Source organism: Leptospira inadai serovar Lyme str. 10 (assembly GCF_000243675.2).
Taxonomy (GTDB): domain Bacteria; phylum Spirochaetota; class Leptospiria; order Leptospirales; family Leptospiraceae; genus Leptospira_B; species Leptospira_B inadai.
On the sequence record NZ_AHMM02000006.1, the window covers coordinates 409,011 to 427,793 of the forward strand.

General features: G+C 46.2%; 16 protein-coding genes. 13 read left to right on the forward strand and 3 right to left on the reverse strand.

The window, feature by feature from the left end; all coding sequences use genetic code 11:
* Positions 1-6: 6 nt before the first annotated feature.
* A complete protein-coding gene (locus tag LEP1GSC047_RS02545) occupies positions 7-1,098 on the reverse strand; it encodes an aminopeptidase (RefSeq protein WP_010411942.1) in 1,092 nt (363 codons plus the stop codon).
* Between LEP1GSC047_RS02545 and LEP1GSC047_RS02550 the strand changes: the two genes are divergently transcribed.
* The 12 genes from LEP1GSC047_RS02550 (at position 1,097) to LEP1GSC047_RS21545 (ending at position 13,922) form a co-directional block, all read left to right on the forward strand.
* Positions 1,097-2,197: a S1C family serine protease gene (locus LEP1GSC047_RS02550; protein ID WP_010411939.1), complete on the forward strand. Its 1,101-nt coding sequence runs from the start codon at positions 1,097-1,099 to the stop codon at positions 2,195-2,197. The genes LEP1GSC047_RS02545 and LEP1GSC047_RS02550 overlap by 2 nt on opposite strands.
* A gap of 22 nt (positions 2,198-2,219) precedes the next feature.
* Complete coding sequence (locus tag LEP1GSC047_RS02555; RefSeq protein WP_010411937.1) at positions 2,220-3,524, forward strand: pyridoxal phosphate-dependent aminotransferase; 1,305 nt, start codon at positions 2,220-2,222, stop codon at positions 3,522-3,524.
* A 7-nt stretch (positions 3,525-3,531) separates the two neighbouring features.
* A complete protein-coding gene (gene murI / locus LEP1GSC047_RS02560; RefSeq protein WP_010411934.1) occupies positions 3,532-4,302 on the forward strand; it encodes a glutamate racemase in 771 nt (256 codons plus the stop codon).
* Positions 4,303-4,392: 90 nt separating this feature from the next.
* Positions 4,393-5,001: an adhesin Lsa19 gene (gene lsa19 / locus LEP1GSC047_RS02565; protein ID WP_010411932.1), complete on the forward strand. Its 609-nt coding sequence runs from the start codon at positions 4,393-4,395 to the stop codon at positions 4,999-5,001.
* A 103-nt stretch (positions 5,002-5,104) separates the two neighbouring features.
* Positions 5,105-6,142: a phosphoribosylformylglycinamidine cyclo-ligase gene (gene purM, locus LEP1GSC047_RS02570; protein ID WP_010411929.1), complete on the forward strand. Its 1,038-nt coding sequence runs from the start codon at positions 5,105-5,107 to the stop codon at positions 6,140-6,142.
* 8 nt (positions 6,143-6,150) lie between these two features.
* The gene (locus LEP1GSC047_RS02575) at positions 6,151-7,407 is read left to right on the forward strand and encodes a chloride channel protein (protein WP_010411926.1); all 1,257 of its coding nucleotides are present in this window, start codon (positions 6,151-6,153) and stop codon (positions 7,405-7,407) included.
* Between the two features lie 73 nt (positions 7,408-7,480).
* Positions 7,481-9,511: a sensor histidine kinase gene (locus tag LEP1GSC047_RS02580; RefSeq protein WP_010411921.1), complete on the forward strand. Its 2,031-nt coding sequence runs from the start codon at positions 7,481-7,483 to the stop codon at positions 9,509-9,511.
* 37 nt (positions 9,512-9,548) lie between these two features.
* Positions 9,549-11,327: a DNA mismatch repair endonuclease MutL gene (gene mutL / locus LEP1GSC047_RS02585; protein WP_010411918.1), complete on the forward strand. Its 1,779-nt coding sequence runs from the start codon at positions 9,549-9,551 to the stop codon at positions 11,325-11,327.
* Between the two features lie 6 nt (positions 11,328-11,333).
* Complete coding sequence (locus tag LEP1GSC047_RS02590; protein WP_010411915.1) at positions 11,334-11,930, forward strand: YqaA family protein; 597 nt, start codon at positions 11,334-11,336, stop codon at positions 11,928-11,930.
* A 49-nt stretch (positions 11,931-11,979) separates the two neighbouring features.
* Complete coding sequence (locus LEP1GSC047_RS02595; RefSeq protein ID WP_010411912.1) at positions 11,980-12,207, forward strand: hypothetical protein; 228 nt, start codon at positions 11,980-11,982, stop codon at positions 12,205-12,207.
* The gene (locus tag LEP1GSC047_RS02600; protein ID WP_010411910.1) at positions 12,200-13,462 is read left to right on the forward strand and encodes a replication-associated recombination protein A; all 1,263 of its coding nucleotides are present in this window, start codon (positions 12,200-12,202) and stop codon (positions 13,460-13,462) included. The genes LEP1GSC047_RS02595 and LEP1GSC047_RS02600 overlap by 8 nt, the downstream gene beginning before the upstream one ends.
* A gap of 298 nt (positions 13,463-13,760) precedes the next feature.
* Positions 13,761-13,922, forward strand: coding sequence for a hypothetical protein (locus LEP1GSC047_RS21545; protein ID WP_155825642.1), 162 nt, complete (start codon positions 13,761-13,763; stop codon positions 13,920-13,922).
* 83 nt (positions 13,923-14,005) lie between these two features.
* On the opposite strand, the gene hisC is transcribed toward LEP1GSC047_RS21545, so the two are convergent.
* A complete protein-coding gene (hisC, locus tag LEP1GSC047_RS02605) occupies positions 14,006-15,103 on the reverse strand; it encodes a histidinol-phosphate transaminase (protein WP_010411906.1) in 1,098 nt (365 codons plus the stop codon).
* Between the two features lie 93 nt (positions 15,104-15,196).
* Positions 15,197-16,837, reverse strand: a complete 1,641-nt coding sequence (locus LEP1GSC047_RS02610) for a peroxidase family protein (RefSeq protein ID WP_020988042.1) — start codon at positions 16,835-16,837, stop codon at positions 15,197-15,199.
* Positions 16,838-16,950: 113 nt separating this feature from the next.
* Between LEP1GSC047_RS02610 and LEP1GSC047_RS02615 the strand changes: the two genes are divergently transcribed.
* Positions 16,951-18,675 (forward strand): EAL domain-containing protein, encoded by a 1,725-nt coding sequence (locus LEP1GSC047_RS02615; protein ID WP_010411903.1) that lies wholly within the window; start codon positions 16,951-16,953, stop codon positions 18,673-18,675.
* Positions 18,676-18,783: the final 108 nt, after the last annotated feature.

An 18,783-nucleotide genomic window follows, 5' to 3' on the forward strand; every position in this document is an offset into this window, starting at 1 on the left:
CCGTCCTCAGTCTTCTGTCCTCTGTAAAAGGATCTTTCTCTCCGCCGAAGAGAGTGAAATGAGTTTGCGCATTTCTTCCTGAAATTTCCCGAAATCTCGGCCTACTTCCTCGAGCTTTCTTTCAAAAAAAGCGGAACCGGAATGATACCTAAGCATTCCGACGAAATCCTCGTTGTTCCAATCCCGTTCGGAGAGTTTTTTTCCGTCTATGGTCCTCCAATTCCTCCGGCCGAGTTCCTTCTTAAAGGAGGAAAGAATTTGATTTTTCTCTTTACGTACTTGTTCGTCGGAGCCGCCCTTTGAATAAATATTTTTCAGAGATTCTGCCGTTTCTCGTAAGAGCGTTTTATAGTGTTCCCGTTCCCGTTCGGAGGATTCGCGGGCTTCAACAAGTTGTTGACCGCCGATCGAAAATAAATAAGCTTTCGTTCCGGCCTCTTCCACAAAGCTCGCATAACTTTCGTTAAAGACGCTATCTCCCGGAAAGTACACGGTCGCGTGAGCCATTTCATGTAAAACTAATGCGGAGAGATCCGCTCGATCATCATACAACTGCGGTGAAAATAACGGGTCTTCGAACCAACCTAGGGTGGAATAACCGGCGGTGATTCTCACTCGAGTCTCCCAGCCTTCTTCCTTCAGTCGCGTTTCTTCTTCCTTCGCTTTTTCCAGAGAAAAATAACCTTTATAAGGAACGGAACCGACGATCGGAAACCACCATGTGTAGGATTCGAATCTCAAAGGATGACAGGCGCTTACATGCCAGCCGACTGCATTACGATCCAATGAAACGAAACTTTTGAAACCGCCTTTCGAGGACAGGGCCAGGGACCGTATTCCAAAATCCCTGATTCGTTCCACTTCCTTTAATTTCTCCTTCGTTTTTTCGGAGACGGAAGGATCCGAAAGAACCTCCTCGAACGGTCGCTTCTGCATGACGAATTTTGCCTGCTCCTTACCGATATGAAGGAGATAGGGAATGCAGCCTTGAGAAGAAATCCAGAATAAGAAAAGGATTGGAACCGGTAGACGCTCCCCGGAGAATCCGAGTCGACGATTTGCCAACCTGGCTATAGGATGGGCCAAGGTAGTTTTCATGCGATTCTCTCTTCCTCCAGTTGTGGTTGTGAACGCCGGGCTGGCGGTTCTTTTGATTCTTATCCTAATTCTTCCCGGAGAAGGAGGCTTGTCTTCCTTTTTCCGCGGAGATAAACCTCTCGACTATGGAGAGCAGAAGGCCGGGATCGAACTCCAAAACGCATTCCGTAACGTTTACAGACTGGCAAAAGATTCCGTCGTATCGATTCGTACGAAAAAATCGGATCTTATCGTAAGTCCGTATCATTATTTCGATTATAGAAACGAGAGGCTTGCCTCTTTCGGAAGCGGTTTTTTAATTCATGAAAAAGGATATATCGCTACGAATTTTCACGTGATCGAAGGAGCGGAAAGCATAGAAGTCATTACTTCGGACGGGAGCGTCTTTCCGGCAAAGTTCGTCGGGAGCCACGAGCGAGCCGATATTTCCCTTTTAAAAATTCGCGAAGGTTCCGGGTTAAAGCCTGTGCGCTTCGGAAATTCGGATGATATCGAAGTCGGTGATTGGGCGATTGCGATCGGCTCCCCGTTCGGTCTAGAACGATCTTTTTCCGTCGGTGTCGTTTCCGCAAAATACAGGGAAGATTTGGATGAAACGGGGCAAACGCATATCCAGATCGATAGCATGATCAATCCAGGTTCCAGTGGCGGCCCTCTCTTAAATATTTATGGAGAAGTGATCGGTATTAACCGACTCATCCGAAGTGATACTGGACGGAACACAGGAATCGGTTTCGCGATTCCGATGAATTATGCGAAGAAAATCATTCAATTGATTCAGGAAAATAAGGGGAGAATTATTCGCCCCGCCACTCTTGGCGTTATGGCGACCGTTCCTCTCGCAGACCACCGAAAGGCATTGGGCATTCCGGACGACTGGACCGGCGTTCTCGTTTACGATATAGAGGCCGGCTCTTCCGCAGAATCTTCGGGACTCAAACGGTATGACTTCCTACTAGAGGCGAACGGACTGCCCGTAAAAAATATTAATGATCTTCGGGAGCAGGTCGGAATAGTAGGATTAGGGGGGAGGCTTAAGCTCAGAATTTATAGAGAAAAAAGTCTCCAAGAACTCGTGGTCCGATTAGTGCAAAAATAAAAACGGACCTACCAGGCGGGATATGAGAAGAAATATCGTTCATAGCGGTGCGGATGCTCTCATTTATGAGATCCGTCAGATCGTTGCAGTCGCTAAAAAGCTGGAAGCTTTAGGCGTTCCAATCACTTACGAAAATATCGGCGACCCGATTCAAAAAGGAGAGAAGGTCGCGCCTTGGATGAAGAAGATCGTCGCAGATCTTATTCTGGAGGATCTATCCTGGGCGTACACTGCAACCCAAGGATACGAAAAAACCCGCAAATTTCTGGCCGAAAAGGTAAACGAAAGAGGCGGGGCTCAGATCACGTCCGACGATCTTTTATTTTTCAACGGTCTCGGCGACGCCGTCGCAAAAATATTCGGTTTCATGAGACGGGAGGCACGGGTTCTCGGCCCCAGTCCGGCGTATTCCACCCTTTCCTCGGCGGAAGCGGCGCATTCCGGCTATGAGCACATGACGTACAATCTTCTTCCCGAAAGGGGCTGGATGCCGGATTTGGAAGATATCGAAAATAAAGTACGATACAACGATTCGATCGCGGGAATTCTGCTGATCAATCCGGACAATCCGACGGGCGCAGTATATGGAAAAGACGTAATGCGTCAGATCGTTTCCATCGCGGAAAAATACGACGTTATGATCGTTTGCGACGAAACGTATGCCCATGTAAATTATTCGGAAACGGGCACGATTCATCTCTCCGAAGTGATCGGAGATAAGGTATGCGGTCTGGCATTACGTTCCATTTCCAAAGAGTTTCCTTGGCCTGGCGGACGCTGCGGTTGGATTGAAATTTTCAATAAGGATAAGGATCCGGTCTTTGCACGCTATGTGAAATCTCTCCTAGATGCGAAGATGCTGGAAGTCTGCTCGACGACTCTGCCGCAAATGGCGATTCCTCAAGTTTATTCGCATCCCGAATTTATCCCGCATCTAAAGTCGAGAAACGAAAAATTCAAAAAAAGGGCGAAACTCGCGACCCAATATTTTGACGGTCTTAAAGGAGTCCGGGTCGTGGAACCGAAAGGTGCATTTTATCTTACCGTCGCCTTTGACGAGGGTGTTCTGAACGAGAAGATGTCTCTGCCGATTGAAAACCTTCAAGCTGCGGAATTCATTCAACCTCTATTGGAGAAATGCGCGAACGATCGTAGGTTCGTATACTTTCTACTGGCTTCGGCGGGAATCTGCGTGGTTCCTTTATCTTCCTTTTGTACCAACCGCCATGGATTTAGAGTCACTCTCTTGGAAGAAAACGAAGATAAGTTTCGTTGGATTTATTCCACACTTCGAAGCAGCATAGAGGAATACATTCGTTCGGCGTAAGGCTGTAATGGAAAACGAGGACGCGATTCCAATTAAAATCGGAGTCATGGATTCCGGGATGGGCGGCCTTTCGGTCCTGCGAACGCTCCTTTCTCTTCCGTACCGCGCGCATTACGTTTATTACGGTGATCTAGGGAATGCGCCTTACGGGGAGCGAAGTACCGAGGAAGTGCTAGCGCTCACTAAAAACGTATGCTCGGAGTTGCTTTCTCAGAAAGTAAACGCCATACTTCTGGCTTGTAATACCGCCACTTCCGCCGCGGCGTCCGAACTGCGAGCCGAACTTCCCGTACCCGTATTCGGAATGGAACCCGCAATTAAACCGGCGCTATCGGCTCACCCTAATGAAAGAATCGCATTGCTCGCAACGTCCGTGACTCATAGAGAAGAGAAATTACGAAATTTGAAACTATCACTTTCGGCCGAAGAAAGAATCGTTCATTTGAATTGCGACGGTCTCGCCACTCTCGTGGACTTGGGTAGATTCAAGGAAGCGGAAATTCTCTTGCGGAAGATTCTAAGGCCTGTCCAGTCGGAAGGCATTCGCGGGCTTGTTTTAGGCTGCACGCATTATGTTTTTTTAAAAAGATTACTTTTATCCGTTTATCCGGAGGCGATTTTGCACGACGGGAATGAAGGAACTACCAAGCATTTGATCCGTTCCTTACAATTAGAGCGATTTCCGGGAACTCCCGGCTTCGAACTTTTCTTTTCCGGAAGGGAAAAAGGGAGTGATGCTTACTTATTGGGCAAACGATTACTCCACGAAAATGAGTGATACGCGCAAAACTTTCGGTAAGAATTTTTTTCCAATCCCCCTTTTTTTTAGTTCCCTCCGTCTCCATAACAATCTAAGTTACGGTACTCTATGAACCGGCTCGCAAAAATTCTAAGTATAACGCTTACTCTTTTCGCCGTAATTTACGGCTGTAAACCGAAATCGGAAGGAACATCCCAGGGAATCGTCACGTTTCTAACGGGAAAGGTAACGGTCGGGAAATCGGGTAAAGATCTGAAATTGGATGATGCCGTCTCCGAACACGACACGATCGTGACTGCAAAAGACGGACTCGTGGATTTGACAACTCCGCTAGGTACGATTCGCCTCTTGGGCAGTACGGAAGCTTCCGTCGCTGCTTTAAAGGCCGACCAGGCGTACCTAAAGGTGAACGAAGGCAATATCCTGGTAAAAGTAGTTAAACTTTCCAAAAACCAGTCCATTTCGGTGGATACTCCGGCCGTGGTTGCGGCGGTTCGAGGAACCCAGTTTTGGGGACAGGTGAATCGATCCGCCGAAACCGGAACATTTGCCGTTCGGGAAGGAAGCGTTTTGATTACTCGAAAAACGGACGAGGCCCGAGTTTTAGTGAAGGCCGGAGAAGCAGTCGACCTAAAACCGGGATTATCCCCTTTGGTGACCAGGACTGCGGCCGAGGCCGAGCTTTCAGCCATGCAGCAAATCGATCAAATGAAATGACGGCTTGTCCTGTCGTTCCGAATCGAAGATTCGCCACTTTTTGAATCTCCTTTTTTTTCTGTCCAGAAGACTCGACTCGGGAATCCTGTTCCCGAGCGGGTAGATGGAAAGCAAGATCACTTATAAAAGCGCCGGAGTCGATACCGAGGCCGGTCAGAACTTCGTTAGAAGAATCAAGGAAAACGTGGAATCCACGCATGGTCTCCGTGTAGTGGGCGGTTTGGGCGGTTTTTCCGGCGGCTTTGACGTCAGCTTCCTAAAGAATTATAAGAATCCGATCTTACTTTCCGGTACGGATGGAGTCGGGACTAAATTAGAATTAGCTCGCCTATTCGGAATTCATGATACGGTCGGAATCGATTTAGTCGCGATGTGTGTGAATGATATTCTTGTCTCCGGCGGCGAACCGCTATTTTTTCTGGATTATATCGCCTGTGGAAAATTGGACCCGGCTCGAATGGAACGAATCGTTTCCGGAATCGTGAAAGGATGTCGCTTATCAGGTGCGGCTCTTCTTGGCGGGGAAACTGCGGAGCATCCGAGCACGATGGAAGAAGACGAATACGATTTAGCCGGCTTCGTAGTAGGGGCCGTGGAAAAAGAGGATATGATCGACGGTTCGAAAATTCGTCCCGGAGACGTGGTTCTCGGTTTGGAATCTTCCGGTCCTCATAGTAACGGTTTTTCCCTCATTCGAAAGTTGTATTTACCGGAAGGCAGAAAGCTTCCCTCAGATCCTTCGACCGTGGATTTCTTACGAGAATTCGCCCTTAGGCCGACTCGAATTTATGTACAAAGCATTCTGAATCTGGTTAAGAAAGTGGAAGTAAAAGGAATGGTTCACATCACCGGCGGAGGATTCTACGAAAATATCCCGCGCGTTCTTCCGAACGACTGCGGAATTTCGATCGAACGGGAGAGTTTGCCTTCCAACCCTTTCTTTGAAAAATTGAGAAAGGACTTCCCACAGATCGAAGAAAAAGAACTCTATTCCACATTCAATATGGGCGTCGGGTACATCGTTATTGTTTCCCCCGATTCGGAAGCGGCTGCGCGGACGAATTTGGAAGAAAAGGGCGAAAGTGTTAGAAGAATCGGCACTATTATTTCTCGTAAAGATACGTCCGTAATTTTCGTCTAACCAACGTTATGGACAAAGTCCGTTCCTTTTTTAGAAATCCGATCTTCGTAATTTCCAAAAAGAACCCCTTTATGCTTTCGAGGTGGAGTATTCTTTACGTACTCCTCGGGATTTTCGCCGGTTTATTTTCCGCGCTCTTCTGGAAATGTTTAGAATATCTGACCCTATTTTTAGGAAAAGTCGAAGGCCCTTGGGTCATAGCCTTAATGACCGGCTCCGGTTTGTTGATAGGTCTTTTGATCTATTGGTTAGGCGAACCCGGAGAAATTTCATTAGTAATCGATAATATACGATTTCGGGGAGGAAAATTAGATCCTAAGAATAATCCTTCGATGACCGTTTCATCCCTTCTTAGTATTTCCTCGGGAGGAAGCGCCGGCCCCGAAGCCCCCTTGGTTCAGATCACCGGATCCATCGGCAGTTGGTTCGCCGAGAGACTGGGGTTGGAAGGAGAGGAGGTTCGCTCGATGACGATTGCCGGAATGGCTGCCGGTTTTACCTCTCTATTCGGCTCTCCGTTAGGAGGCGCCTTATTCGCGCTCGAAATACTCCAACACCGGCATGTAGTAGAGTATTATGAGGCGCTATTGCCCGCCTTCCTTTCCAGCTGTTCCGCCTACTTCGTGTTTCTTTGGATGACGGATATGGGCATCGGGCCCACCTGGCAATTCCCTCAATATGTTCCGGGCGGAATCGAAGACTTTGAAAATGCACTCGCCTTCGGAGTCGCGGGAGCGGGAATCGGTTGGATTTTTTACGGAGTATTTCGCACTACTGAATTCTCCTTTTCCAGAATTCCGGGTCCGATCTTCGTTAAGACGGCGTTAGGGGGATTGATTCTAGGATGCATAGCATTCCACCAACCTCTGACGCGATATTTCGGTCACGACCAGTTGAATCAAATCGTAGTTACGAAAGGGGATTGGGTATTTTTCGGAAGTTTGGTCCTTTTGAAAATTCTGGCAATCAATACGACCGTATCGAGCGGCTGGCGAGGAGGGATCATTATCCCACTCTTCTTTATCGGAGCGGCCTCCGGAAGGTTTTTTATGGATTTCTTTCCGACCGAGAATGAATCTTTTTTGTTGATCTGTTTAATGGCCTCGGTCAATGCATCCGTCACTAAAACTCCGATCAGCACTACGATCCTATTGGTCGATTTAACGGGAGTCTCGAGTTTCACACCGGTTTTGTTCGCATCGCTAAGCGGATATTTCTTATCTCCAAAGGCTCCGTTTATTAAATCGCAGGCCGATTCCCAGTAGTCTTTTTCGTACGTTTTCTCCGGGAAATCGTAGACGTTTTCCCGTTCCTATCGGAATCTTCAACCTAACTCGAATGGGAACAAATTTACGTATCAGACTCTTTCCGTTTCTCATTCTATTTTTATTCCTTTACTGTCGTCCTTTTCCTAAAGGAGCAATTCTTGAAAACGGAATCTTAGACTGGGACAAAACAAAGTCGGCGGGTAGAGGCGATTGCTTCCGGCTGACGGGCGAGTGGAAATTCGCCTGGTTGGGCGAGGCTCCTAGTACAGAGCTTCCGGAAAATCCTCCGGTATTTTCCACTCAAATCAGTCCAGGAAGTTGGGCCGGAGAAACCTGGCAGGGGAATATTCTTCCAAAATACGGGAAGGCACTGTACCGCTTGGAGCTAATCTCCGGAGGAAGCGTAGGCAACCTTCGGTTGGTCAGTTTCGATCAAGGAACGAATTACCGAATCATTTTTAACGGAAGAATTATTTCGGAAGTCGGTAGAGTAGGAGATCCTTCGCCGGAGGCTCTCGCATTATTAACACGTTATGTGATTCTTCCTCCCTGGGAAAAAAAAGCGAACCTGGATTTTGAAATTTCCAACTATAATTATAGGAAAGGAGGCCTATGGAAACCTCCGATTTTCGGCGAGCCGGAATGCGTCAATCGATACTATCAGGATCGGAGAGATCTTGAATCGCTTTTGGCCGGAGGCCTTCTTTTTTTAGGCCTATTTCATATTTTCGTATCCGTTTTCTATAAAAAGGATCCTTCGGCATTCGTTTTAGGCTTATTCTCTCTGACGGTTTTCCTGAGATTGTATTCCACCGGCGTAAGGTTACTTCCGGAGCACTTCGATGTCGGGCCGGAAATTTATTTACGGACGGAGTTTATTTCCTGGTTTATCGGAATGCCTCTGGCTCTGCATTTTTTGTATTCGGTTTTTCCCATCGATGCCGGAAGACTGCTTTTAAAGGTCGGATATTCGACGGCGGCAATCTTTATTATAATAACTTTATTTACGGGTCCGAATATCTATTCGTATCTAATCGGACCTTCTTATATGGCGTTCGTCTGTATGGGGGCGAGTTCGTTATTCGTTTTGGCCAAAGCGATCCGAAATAAACGACCGGGTGCCATTCTCTATCTGGTCGGCTTTCTGTTCCTGCTTTTTTTTCTAGCCAGCGAAGTGCTTTATCACTCCGAAATAATGGATTCCTGGGAGTTGAGCGGAGTAGGCGTGGGAATATTCGTTCTGTCCAATGCATTGTCTCTGTCCAATAAGCTTTTAAGCGGTTTTAGAGAAAGGGAGGAAGTTCAGGAAATTCTGAATTTGGATTTGGAAGAACTCGTAAAGAAAAGAACAAGAGAGTTGGAATGGGCCAGAGACGAAGCGGAGGCCGCCAATCGGGCTAAGAGCGAATTTTTAATCAATGTGGATCATGAGGTCCGAACTCCCATGAACGGAATTATGGGAATAACGGAGATGCTATTGGATAGCGACATGAGGCCCGAGCAGAAGGAGATGGTCGAGTTATTGAAACGAAGCGGAGACGCTATGATGTTGATTTTGGGAACGATGTTGGATGCTTCCAGTTTGGAAAAAGGAACTCTCGTCCTAGTCAATCGTCCGTTTCACTTACGAGCCGCCGTATACGAGGCTGCGATGCGCTTGGAAGATGCTATTAAGCGAAAAGGTATCGCTTTTTCCGTGCTAATATCCGATGACCTACCCGATTTAGTCGTCGGAGACGAAGTTCGCTTTAAGAGAATGATTATAGGACTTCTGGAGAATGCCGAAAAATTCACGAAAGCCGGATTCATCCGCTTTTCGGGCATATTACTCGGTGCGACTCAATTTACCTATCGATTCCGCTTCGAGGTGGAAGATAGCGGTATCGGAATTTCTCAAGATCTTTGGGAGGCCATTTTTACCCCGTTTCAACAGGTCGATTCGGGAGTGACTAAACCTTTCCAAGGCGCAGGCCTTGGACTTTCTCTCAGCCGTGCGCTCGCGAGGAAAATGGACGGGGACATTCAAGTGCAAAGCGTTCCCGGGAAGGGTTCCATTTTTATCCTCGAGTTAGGTCTTTCCAAACCTGAAATCCACCCTTGACAGGTCGATAGCGGCCGTGGATTCTGGGTCCAAGCCTATGGCTCGGATACAGGAACTTAGTCCGGATCTAATCAACCAAATTGCGGCAGGCGAAGTTATCGAATCTTCTCATTCCGTTTTGAAGGAATTGATGGAAAACTCGGTCGATGCCGGAGCGACCTACATCGAAGTCGAGACGAGAGACGGAGGATTGACTTCCCTTTTAATCTCGGACGACGGTTCCGGAATAGAGGAAGAAGATATCGAGCTCGCGCTAAAGCGGCATGCAACCAGCAAAATCAAGAGCTTACGGGATTTGGAGCTCGTCTTATCCTACGGTTTCCGAGGAGAGGCCCTGGCTTCCATAGCGTCCGTATCCAAACTCACCCTCGAAACCGGAACCGGAGGTCAAACCGCCTGGAAGGTTCGAACGGAAAAGGGGAAAGTTATTTCCAAAGAAGCGATTCCGGGATTTCGAGGCACTCGGATTTTAATCGAAGACCTGTTTTACAATACGCCTGTCCGTAGGAAATTCTTGAAGTCGGTTCGTTCGGAAGATAAACGGATTCGGGATCGATTTACCGTTCAGGCATTGGCGCGGGAGGAAATCAGATTTCGACTGGTTCAGGACGGAAAGGAAGTCCATAGACTCGCCGCAAAAGAGAAGAAAGAACGAATCGTGGATTTATTTGGAGAGAATTTTCGGGATCATTTGTTAAGCGTAGATCTCGAAAAGAGAGGCTGGAAGGCATGGGGATATATAAGCGATCCGGACTTTTATAAATCCAATCGAACCGGACAGTTTACGTTCGTGAATAATCGTCCGGTGGAGATAAAATATTCCTCTCATCTATTAAAAAAATGTTATGATGAACTCCTTCCGCCGAATGCTCACCCGTATTGCTTTTTATTTTTCGAAGTCGATCCGGAGTCGATCGACGTTAACGTTCATCCCGCAAAGAAAGAGATTCGATTTTTAGACGAGGAATCCTTTAATACGTTCTTTCTACAGTTGATACAAAAGGAACTCCGCTCCAGTACGCCGGTCAGTTTTCTGGAACTAAGAAATCGGCTTCTTCGCCCGGAGCGCCCCAAAACGGGAGGCTCGTTGCAGGTATATTCTTCGACCGGCTCAGGCGATCAGCAATTGTTAGGCGAAGAATTATACTCGGAAGTAAGACATTCTCCGTCCTTTCCGGTAGAAACGGTCGGTCCGGGTTCGAGGCTGGAGGATTTGACGGACCAGCCCCGTAAACATGCCGAATTCATTCCTAAGAAGCATTTCGGTTTACTCTTCGAGACGTTCATTCTAGCCGAGGGAGAGGACGGGTTTTATATTATCGACCAGCATACCGCGCACGAGAGGATTCGTTACGAAGAGGTCCTGAAAAAACTAAAACGGAAGAATTACGGCATCCAACCTCTGCTCACCCCGATTCGGATTCCGGTTTCCAAGCAGGAGGCCGAGGATATCAAGGAGCGGGGCTCCGAATACGAGGAAGTCGGACTGAAGTTGGACGCTCTCGGCCAAGACAGCCTAGTTCTTAGGGAAGTTCCGGGATACTTTTTGCCGGGACATGAAAAGGAAATTATATTAGATTTTTTGAATAGAACCGGAGGAAAGGAAGTCCCGGAGCCGGAACTTTACGATCTGATGGCAAAATGCGTGGCCTGTCGATCCGCCGTTAAAAAAGGGGACCAGTTATCGGACCATCTGATCGCCGAATTATTAAACCGTTTGAGTTATTGCGAAAATCCCGCCCGGTGCCCTCACGGTAGGCCGACGTTGGTCAAGCTGACACGGGAAGATTTGGAACGGATGTTTCATCGTAGGTGATATCGTTTGACTAGAAAAACAACCGAAACGCACGGTTCGAGCGAAAAAGTATTAGGCCGCCTGCTGAGGCAAACGCTGATTGCAAGCGTCGTTTTATTCGTTGGAGTCATCATACTCGCCAGATTCTTTCACGAACCGGTATTACAGGTTTCTAAAGCGTTTATCGATTTTACCGGTCCATTCGGTGTGGGCATCGCCATTCTTATCGCTGATTCCGTGCATATATTCTTTCCACCGGATACGTTCCTGATTATCGCCGTTGCCGCGGGACTTCCCGACGTATGGGTGATTTCGTCCGCTTCGATCGGCTCCCTGATCGCCGGATGCTGTTCCTATGCTCAGGGAAAATATCTGCTTCCTAAATTGGATTCTTTTACCCGTTTTCTTAGAACGCACGAGGAAAAGTTGGAAGTTTATGTGAAACGCTTCGGCTTTTGGGCCGTAGTATTGGGTGCTTTGACTCCGCTACCGTATTCATGGACTAGCGTCGCGGCCGGAGCGATGGGAATGAAATTTAGAATCTTTTTGCTTGCAGCTTTATTTAGAATTCCTAGATTTTATATTTATTATTACCTCATTAAAGGAGGATGGATAGCGGTCTAAAGATAACACGACACTTTCGAAAAAAGAATCGTAAAATCCTATCAATTTTATGGAAGAAACTCCTTCACTGTTTCCGAAAACCAAACGAGACCTGATCCTGGAAAATTTGGATTGGTTCGGTCTACCTGTCCGGGTCGGTGAATTAGTGGAAAACGTTTTGGATGGAAAAATTCGAGAACAGTCCCTGGTTTGCTGCCATAGCGCCTGCGACGTTTGTAATTCTACGATACGTTCCTGCGTTCGCAAAGTTCAACGGGAATTGGAAGGACTTGGATAGTTTCTTCGACCGTCCTCCGCTTCCGCATAGAATCAGACCGTCCGTATTTTCGGAAGTAATCGGGCAGGAAAAAGCGAAGACTCAGCTTCAAAAATTCAGAGAACCCGTAAGTATGATCCTTTATGGTCCGCCAGGTACGGGTAAAACCACGATCGCGAGGATTCTCGGAAAGACTTGGAAACTTCCTTTCGCGGAATATAACGCGGTGACGACCGGAGTCGCCGATATTAAAAAACTCTTAGAGAAAGCCGAATCGGGAGGAAGTATTCTTCTATTCTTGGACGAGATTCATCGCTTCAGCTCTTCGCAGCAAGACAGTCTCCTAAAAGGCGTCGAGACCGGCAGCCTAGTGTTGATCGGGGCTACGACGGAAAGTCCTTCGTTTAGAATTACCAGACCCTTGCTCTCTCGTTGTCAGGTCCTGAAGTTGGAAGCATTAGGAATTCCTGAAATGAAAAAGATCCTAGAAAGGGGAATCGGAAATTTACAACCTTCTCCCCTTTTAGAGGAGGCCGCTAAGGAAACTTTAATACGATATTCGGGCGGTGACGCGCGACGTTTACTTTCCTTATTGGAAGCCCTAGCTCTTTCTATGGATCCGGGCTTATTGATTACCGAGGCCGAAGTAAACTCCTTCCTCGAAAGTCGAGTGATCGAATACGATCAGGTCGGAGAAAGTCATTACGACGTAATTTCCGCGTTTATAAAATCGGTAAGAGGTAGCGATCCGGATGCCGCACTCTTTTATCTGGCCTTAATGCTCGAAGGAGGGGAGGATCCGATCTTTATCGCGAGGCGACTGATCGTTCTCGCTTCGGAAGATATAGGAAACGCTTCCGTTCACGGCCTACCTCTTGCCGTGTCCGGCCTTCAAGCGTTGGAAGCGATCGGAATGCCGGAGGGGAGAATCATACTGGCACAAGTTACGACCTTCCTCGCGTCCTGTCCTAAGTCGAACGCTTCTTATAAAGGGATTTCCTCCGCTTCTTCGTTCGTAAAAGAAAGAGGAACTAGTTTGAATATCCCGAATCGTTTGAAAAATGCACCGACATTCCTGCATAAGAAGGAAGGCGCCGGGCAAGGGTATAAATATCCGCATGATTTCGGAGGCTTTACGGAATTCGAATATTTCCCTGATGACCTCAAGAATAATCCGCCTCAATTCTATCTGCCGACCAGAAACGGAATGGAAGCTAAAATTCGAGAGCATCTGGCATCAGTTTGGAAAAAGTTTAAAGGGAAGAGCTACGATTGAAAATTTGATATAGCATTTTATTCCGCCCCTTTTGTCTTTTCCGTAGTATCAATGTTTTCTCTATTTGAATTCCGACTAGGGAGAAATTCCTCCAAAAATCAGTTCAACACACCGGAAATTTTATTTTTTTTCCCCTTAAACGTAATTTGTCCGTATTAAAACTGTTTTATATTGATAGGGTGTACCTTAGGACGGTAATTTTTTGACATAATTAGTGTCATGAATCCGACTCTTTTTGACGAAACTAATAAGGAAGATCGAGGGTCCTAAGAATCTAAACGAAAAAGGGAGGTTTCGAATGTTCGAATCTGAAAGAATCAAAAAAGAAGAAACGAAACCCGTTAAAAAATTAGAAACAGTTCGTAAGGAATACAGTCTGAATCAGCCTTTATATTCCAATATATCTAGGACTTCCGACGTAAAAGTCGTGCGTCTACGTCCGGATCTTTACGATAAATAAGAAAAAAACACGAATACCGACGTTCGGGAGACGTGTTTTTTCCGTTTCGAAGCCCTTAGCAGAGACTTGAAAATTAGTTAAACTTAAAGCAGCGCATTTAGACGATTCAGCAATATACGGTTTTGGTCGGGTCGTCCGATCGTAATTCGAATCGCGTTTAATCCGTAACTTTTAAGATTTCTTAAAATGATTCCTTCCCGCAGCAACGTTTCGAAAAGTTCCCTGGAAGAAAGTTTCGCATCATCCAACCGAATCGTAATGAAATTCGTATACGATCGAAAGTAGGGAAGTCCCTTGGAGTCTGCAAAAGATTCGTAATTCGGTAACTCGTTCAAATTGGATTTTAAGTACGAATCCACAAAGTCCTTATCCTTTAATGCTTCGATTGCCGCTAATTGTGAAAGCTGAGATACGTTAAACGGCGGACGAAGTTTATAAAAGGCCCGAATGATTTCCTCGTTTGCGATCCCGTATCCGATCCGCATTCCTCCCAAACCGTGAATTTTCGAAAATGTACCGGTGTAAACTACATTCGGATATTTTGATATTATTTCGGCGGGCGGAATATCGGTCTCCCGATCTCTGGTTTTCCCGAAATCCATATAGGCTCCGTCGAGAACGACCAATGTTTCATCGGAAATTTGATCCAGGAAAGAATAGACGTCGTCCTTTTTGAGAGCGTCACCGATGGGATTGCAGGGCGTGCAAATGAATATCAGTTTAGGCCGGTATCGTTTGTATAGATCCGACAATTGATTCAGATCGTGTTCGATCGAATCGGTGGAAGCTACTTTTGCGCCGCATTGTTCCGAATATATCGAATACATGGAGAATGTTTTGCCGTTCTGCAGCATGTAGTCCCCGTGTCCGAGAACGGATCGAGTGGCGAAATCGAAAATTTGATCGCTTCCATTTCCCTGAATGACGTTCGAAGGTTTTACTCCGTAGCATTCGGATAAAGCGCTTTTCAATTCTTGATACGTATCATCCGGATACAAAGGCATTTTATCCAGAGACCGAGCGATCTTTTCTTTGACTTTCGGCGAGACTCCGAAGGGATTTTCGTTGGAGGCCAGTTTGATAACTTTATCCGGAGAAATTCCGTATTCTCGTACGACCAACTCGATCGGTTTTCCGGCCTCATATACGGGGAGAGTATCTAAAACGGATTGGAAGCGCATCTATCCTCCAGATAAAAAACGACTCGGCTTTCTTCCAATCGTTTTATGCTTTACTCACCAAAATCGATTCAACGTTCGGGGGAAGCTAAAGAGTCAAGAAATCTCCGAAACTTTCCTGCCTTGCACGAGTTTTACGAAAGCTTGTTCGAAGGCCGAAAAGAAGTCATCTTCCTTTAAGGCGAATTCGGTCACGATCCTCTTCGTTTCCTCGGAACTCAATAGAGCTCGATCCGGCGCGGTCATTTTCGCCCCACCGTCATATAGCAGATCCTTAAAATAATTATTATCGAATACGTTCGGTGTATCGGTATAAAATCCTCTTTCGTGTCTTCCGATCGTTTTTGCTCCGAATAGGGCGACCATTTCTTTCGTATCGAATTTCATCCTTGCGTAATACCGGATGCTGTCCGATAGATCGGGATTATCCGGCGGATATTCCAGTCGCCCGATCGGATATTCCGAATCCGGTCTCGCGGTAAAATCGGCGATTTTAGGTCCTCCGGATTTTTGAACGGCAAGAGCACCGGCAAATGCGATCAAATCGGATAAGGAAGGGATTCGGCTTTCTTGCAAACCTTCCGATTCTCTTTTTAGTTCCTCATGAATTCGGATCAACGTATTCAAAAGGGTCCGAATCCGAGAGTTAAGCTCGTCGTTTAACAAACTTGGAAAACGAATCGAAGCGTCCAGCCCTAGCCAGGAGCCGTCCGATCCGAAAATAAACGAGGCATGAAAGGCCAGTGTCAGCCAGTCCCCGGTTGCCGATAGATCTATGGAGTCCCAAATTCTATATTTGGCTTCCTGGGCGATTTCCTCCCGGCAGTCTCGCGTGATTCCTAGAATTTCATGTACTTTATATTTTCCCGTTTTTCCCTTTAAGGTCGTCTCAAAGGTTCTTCCTTTTTTGACCCTATCTTTAACGAGCGTAAAAACGCTTTCCGAAATCAGCAATCTTGCACCCGCCTTTTTAGTAGTGGATTCGATTCGGCTAGCCTGATTCACCGAATCCCCGATCGCAGTGGATGACATCCGTAAAGGATGCCCTAGTTGTCCCAATATTGCGGTTCCATAATGTATTCCGACTCCGATTTCGAATCGGGCATTAAAGTGTTTCCTTAAATAGGAATTCAGGTCGTCGAGCTCGGTTTGCATTTCGAGTGCGCTGCGAATTGCGGATAAATTCGTCTTGAGGGGGTCGGATTCTTCCAATCCAAAAACGGCCATTAAACCGTCGCCGATATACTTATCGATTGTCCCGCCATACTTTAGGATTTTATCGCTCATTCGGTAGAAATACCGGTTTAGTATATGTATCACGTCGTACGGTAAATGGGATTCGGAAAAGGTCGTAAATCCTCGAATGTCGCTAAAAAGAATCGTGATCGCTTTTTCTTTTCCTGAAACGCTGTTCGAAACCGTTGAGGCCAAAGTTTGATCGGCATCGTCGATGATTAGCCTTCTAACTTTAATATCTCCTAAAACTCTTGATTGGCAGGCGAGCCGTACGTTTTCCGGAAAGCCTTTTCTTTCCGCTAAAGCGGATTCCTTTTCATTGCGCGCGGATAAGTTGTCGGCTCCTTCCAATACCAACACTCGGCAAGTAGAACATCTTGCGTTTCCTCCACAGGCATGAACGTGTGGAATTCCTTCCGCCAATGAAATTTGTAATAAAGAGTGAAGTCCGTCGGAATTTTCGATTTTGATCTCTTTGTCATTTTCAAAGAATATACGCATTATGCCCCCTTTTTCCCGAAATACTCCGCTTACTTGGTAAAAAATAACTCAATCGTAGGTGAGGATATCCTTTTTTAAGTCTAATTGCATGCCCGTATCGGCGCTTCCTTACTATGGAAAATGATGTAAGTTTAATCCCCGATACTCCAGAGGTGCCCAAGTCGATAATTTTATGCGTCGATGATGAATTGATCATTCTCCGGGGATTGAAGGAACAATTGAAACTCGCGTTTGGCAAGGAATACCAAGTCGAAGCCGCCGATACGGCGGAATTGGCCTTAAGTATCATTGAAGAAGCCAATAATGCCGGCATACATGTTCCGGTCGTCATCAGCGATCAGGTGATGCCGGGAATTCGGGGTGATGAATTTTTAATCCATATTCAAAAATCCAATCCTAATACCCGCAAAATCATGTTAACAGGGCAGGCAACCGCCGATTCGGTCGGGAACGCTTTGAACCATGCAAAATTATATCGCTATCTTTCGAAACCTTGGGACTCCAGGGATTTGATTCTGACCGTAAAGGAGGCGATCCGGTCCTTCGAAGCGGGGCTTTCCCTCCTGGAATTGAATAGAAAGTTGGAGCACGCATTACTTTATAATCGGGATTCAGGATTACCGAATTTGGAATATCTTCGAAGAAGATTGGAAGAGAAGGAAAGCCATCCGGAAGAATCGATTCTAGCCTTAGTGCGTATAGAGTCCACATCTTTGACGACGAAGCATTTCGGTGTTTCTTTATATAAGAATCTTTTAAAGAAGTTTCTGGATTCTATGAATTCGATTTTAGGAAATTACGGCGAAATATTCCACGTTTACGAAGACGAGGTTGCGATTCTATCCAAAGTTTCGGAGGAACGATTTCTTCCGCATTTGATCGCGTTTAAAATTTTACTTCGTTCGGATTATTTGACTACCGAAGGAATCGCTTTTCGGATCAATGCCACCATTGCGACGGCTAAGGGTTTTAGGGATCTTTATTATAAAGCAAGACTTGCCTTGGTTAGAGCCAGTCAAGATTCGGAGGAAACTCTAGGCGCAGGAATATTACAATATTCCGAAAAAATGGACGACCAGGACCTTTATCAAATCAATATAAATTTGGGAAAGAGACTCAATAATGCGATCCGAACCGGAAATATCGTGCCCTATTTCCAAGGCGTTTTGAATAACAGTACCGGGAATATCGAGAAATTCGAATGTCTTGCGAGAATCGTGGAAGATGGAAAGGTATATACGCCCGCTTCCTTTATCTATTTGGCAAAGTCGACCGGGCTTCTCAGAATGATTACTCCCATCTTATTCGAAAAAGCCTTGAAAACTTTCGTAGGTTCCGAGTTTTCCTTTTCCATTAATCTTTCCGAAACGGAACTCGAAAGCGGGAGTTTTCCGAAGTGGGTTGCGAGTCGTTTAGATCATTATAAAATTCACCCTTCTCGAATCGCTTTCGAAATCTTAGAAACTGCGAGCTTGAAAGGAAATCCGAATCACTTTAAGGTAATCACCGGGCTAAAGGAAATCGGTTGCTCGATTGCGATCGATGATTTCGGTGTCGAACATTCTAATTTCTCGCGGTTGCTGGAAATTCAACCTGATTACATCAAAATCGACGGAAAATTTATCCAGTCGCTTGAGAGAAATCACACCGCCTATATTTTAACGTCTGCGATTACGGAACTTGCCCATAGAATCGGAGCCGAAGTGATTGCTGAATTTGTAGGCACGCGGGAAGAATTCGAGGCCGTCAAATCTCTAGGTATCGAATATTCTCAAGGATACTTTATTATGGAGCCCAGTCCGGAGCTCCCGCAGATTACAACAAAATTTATTGACTAGTTCGATCGATACGCTTATCATCCAATACCTCAATTTATAGAATAGAGAGGAAATGCCGTCGCTGCCGATACGAACCTCATGTACCGCGGTCGTCCTGTCTCATCCTCG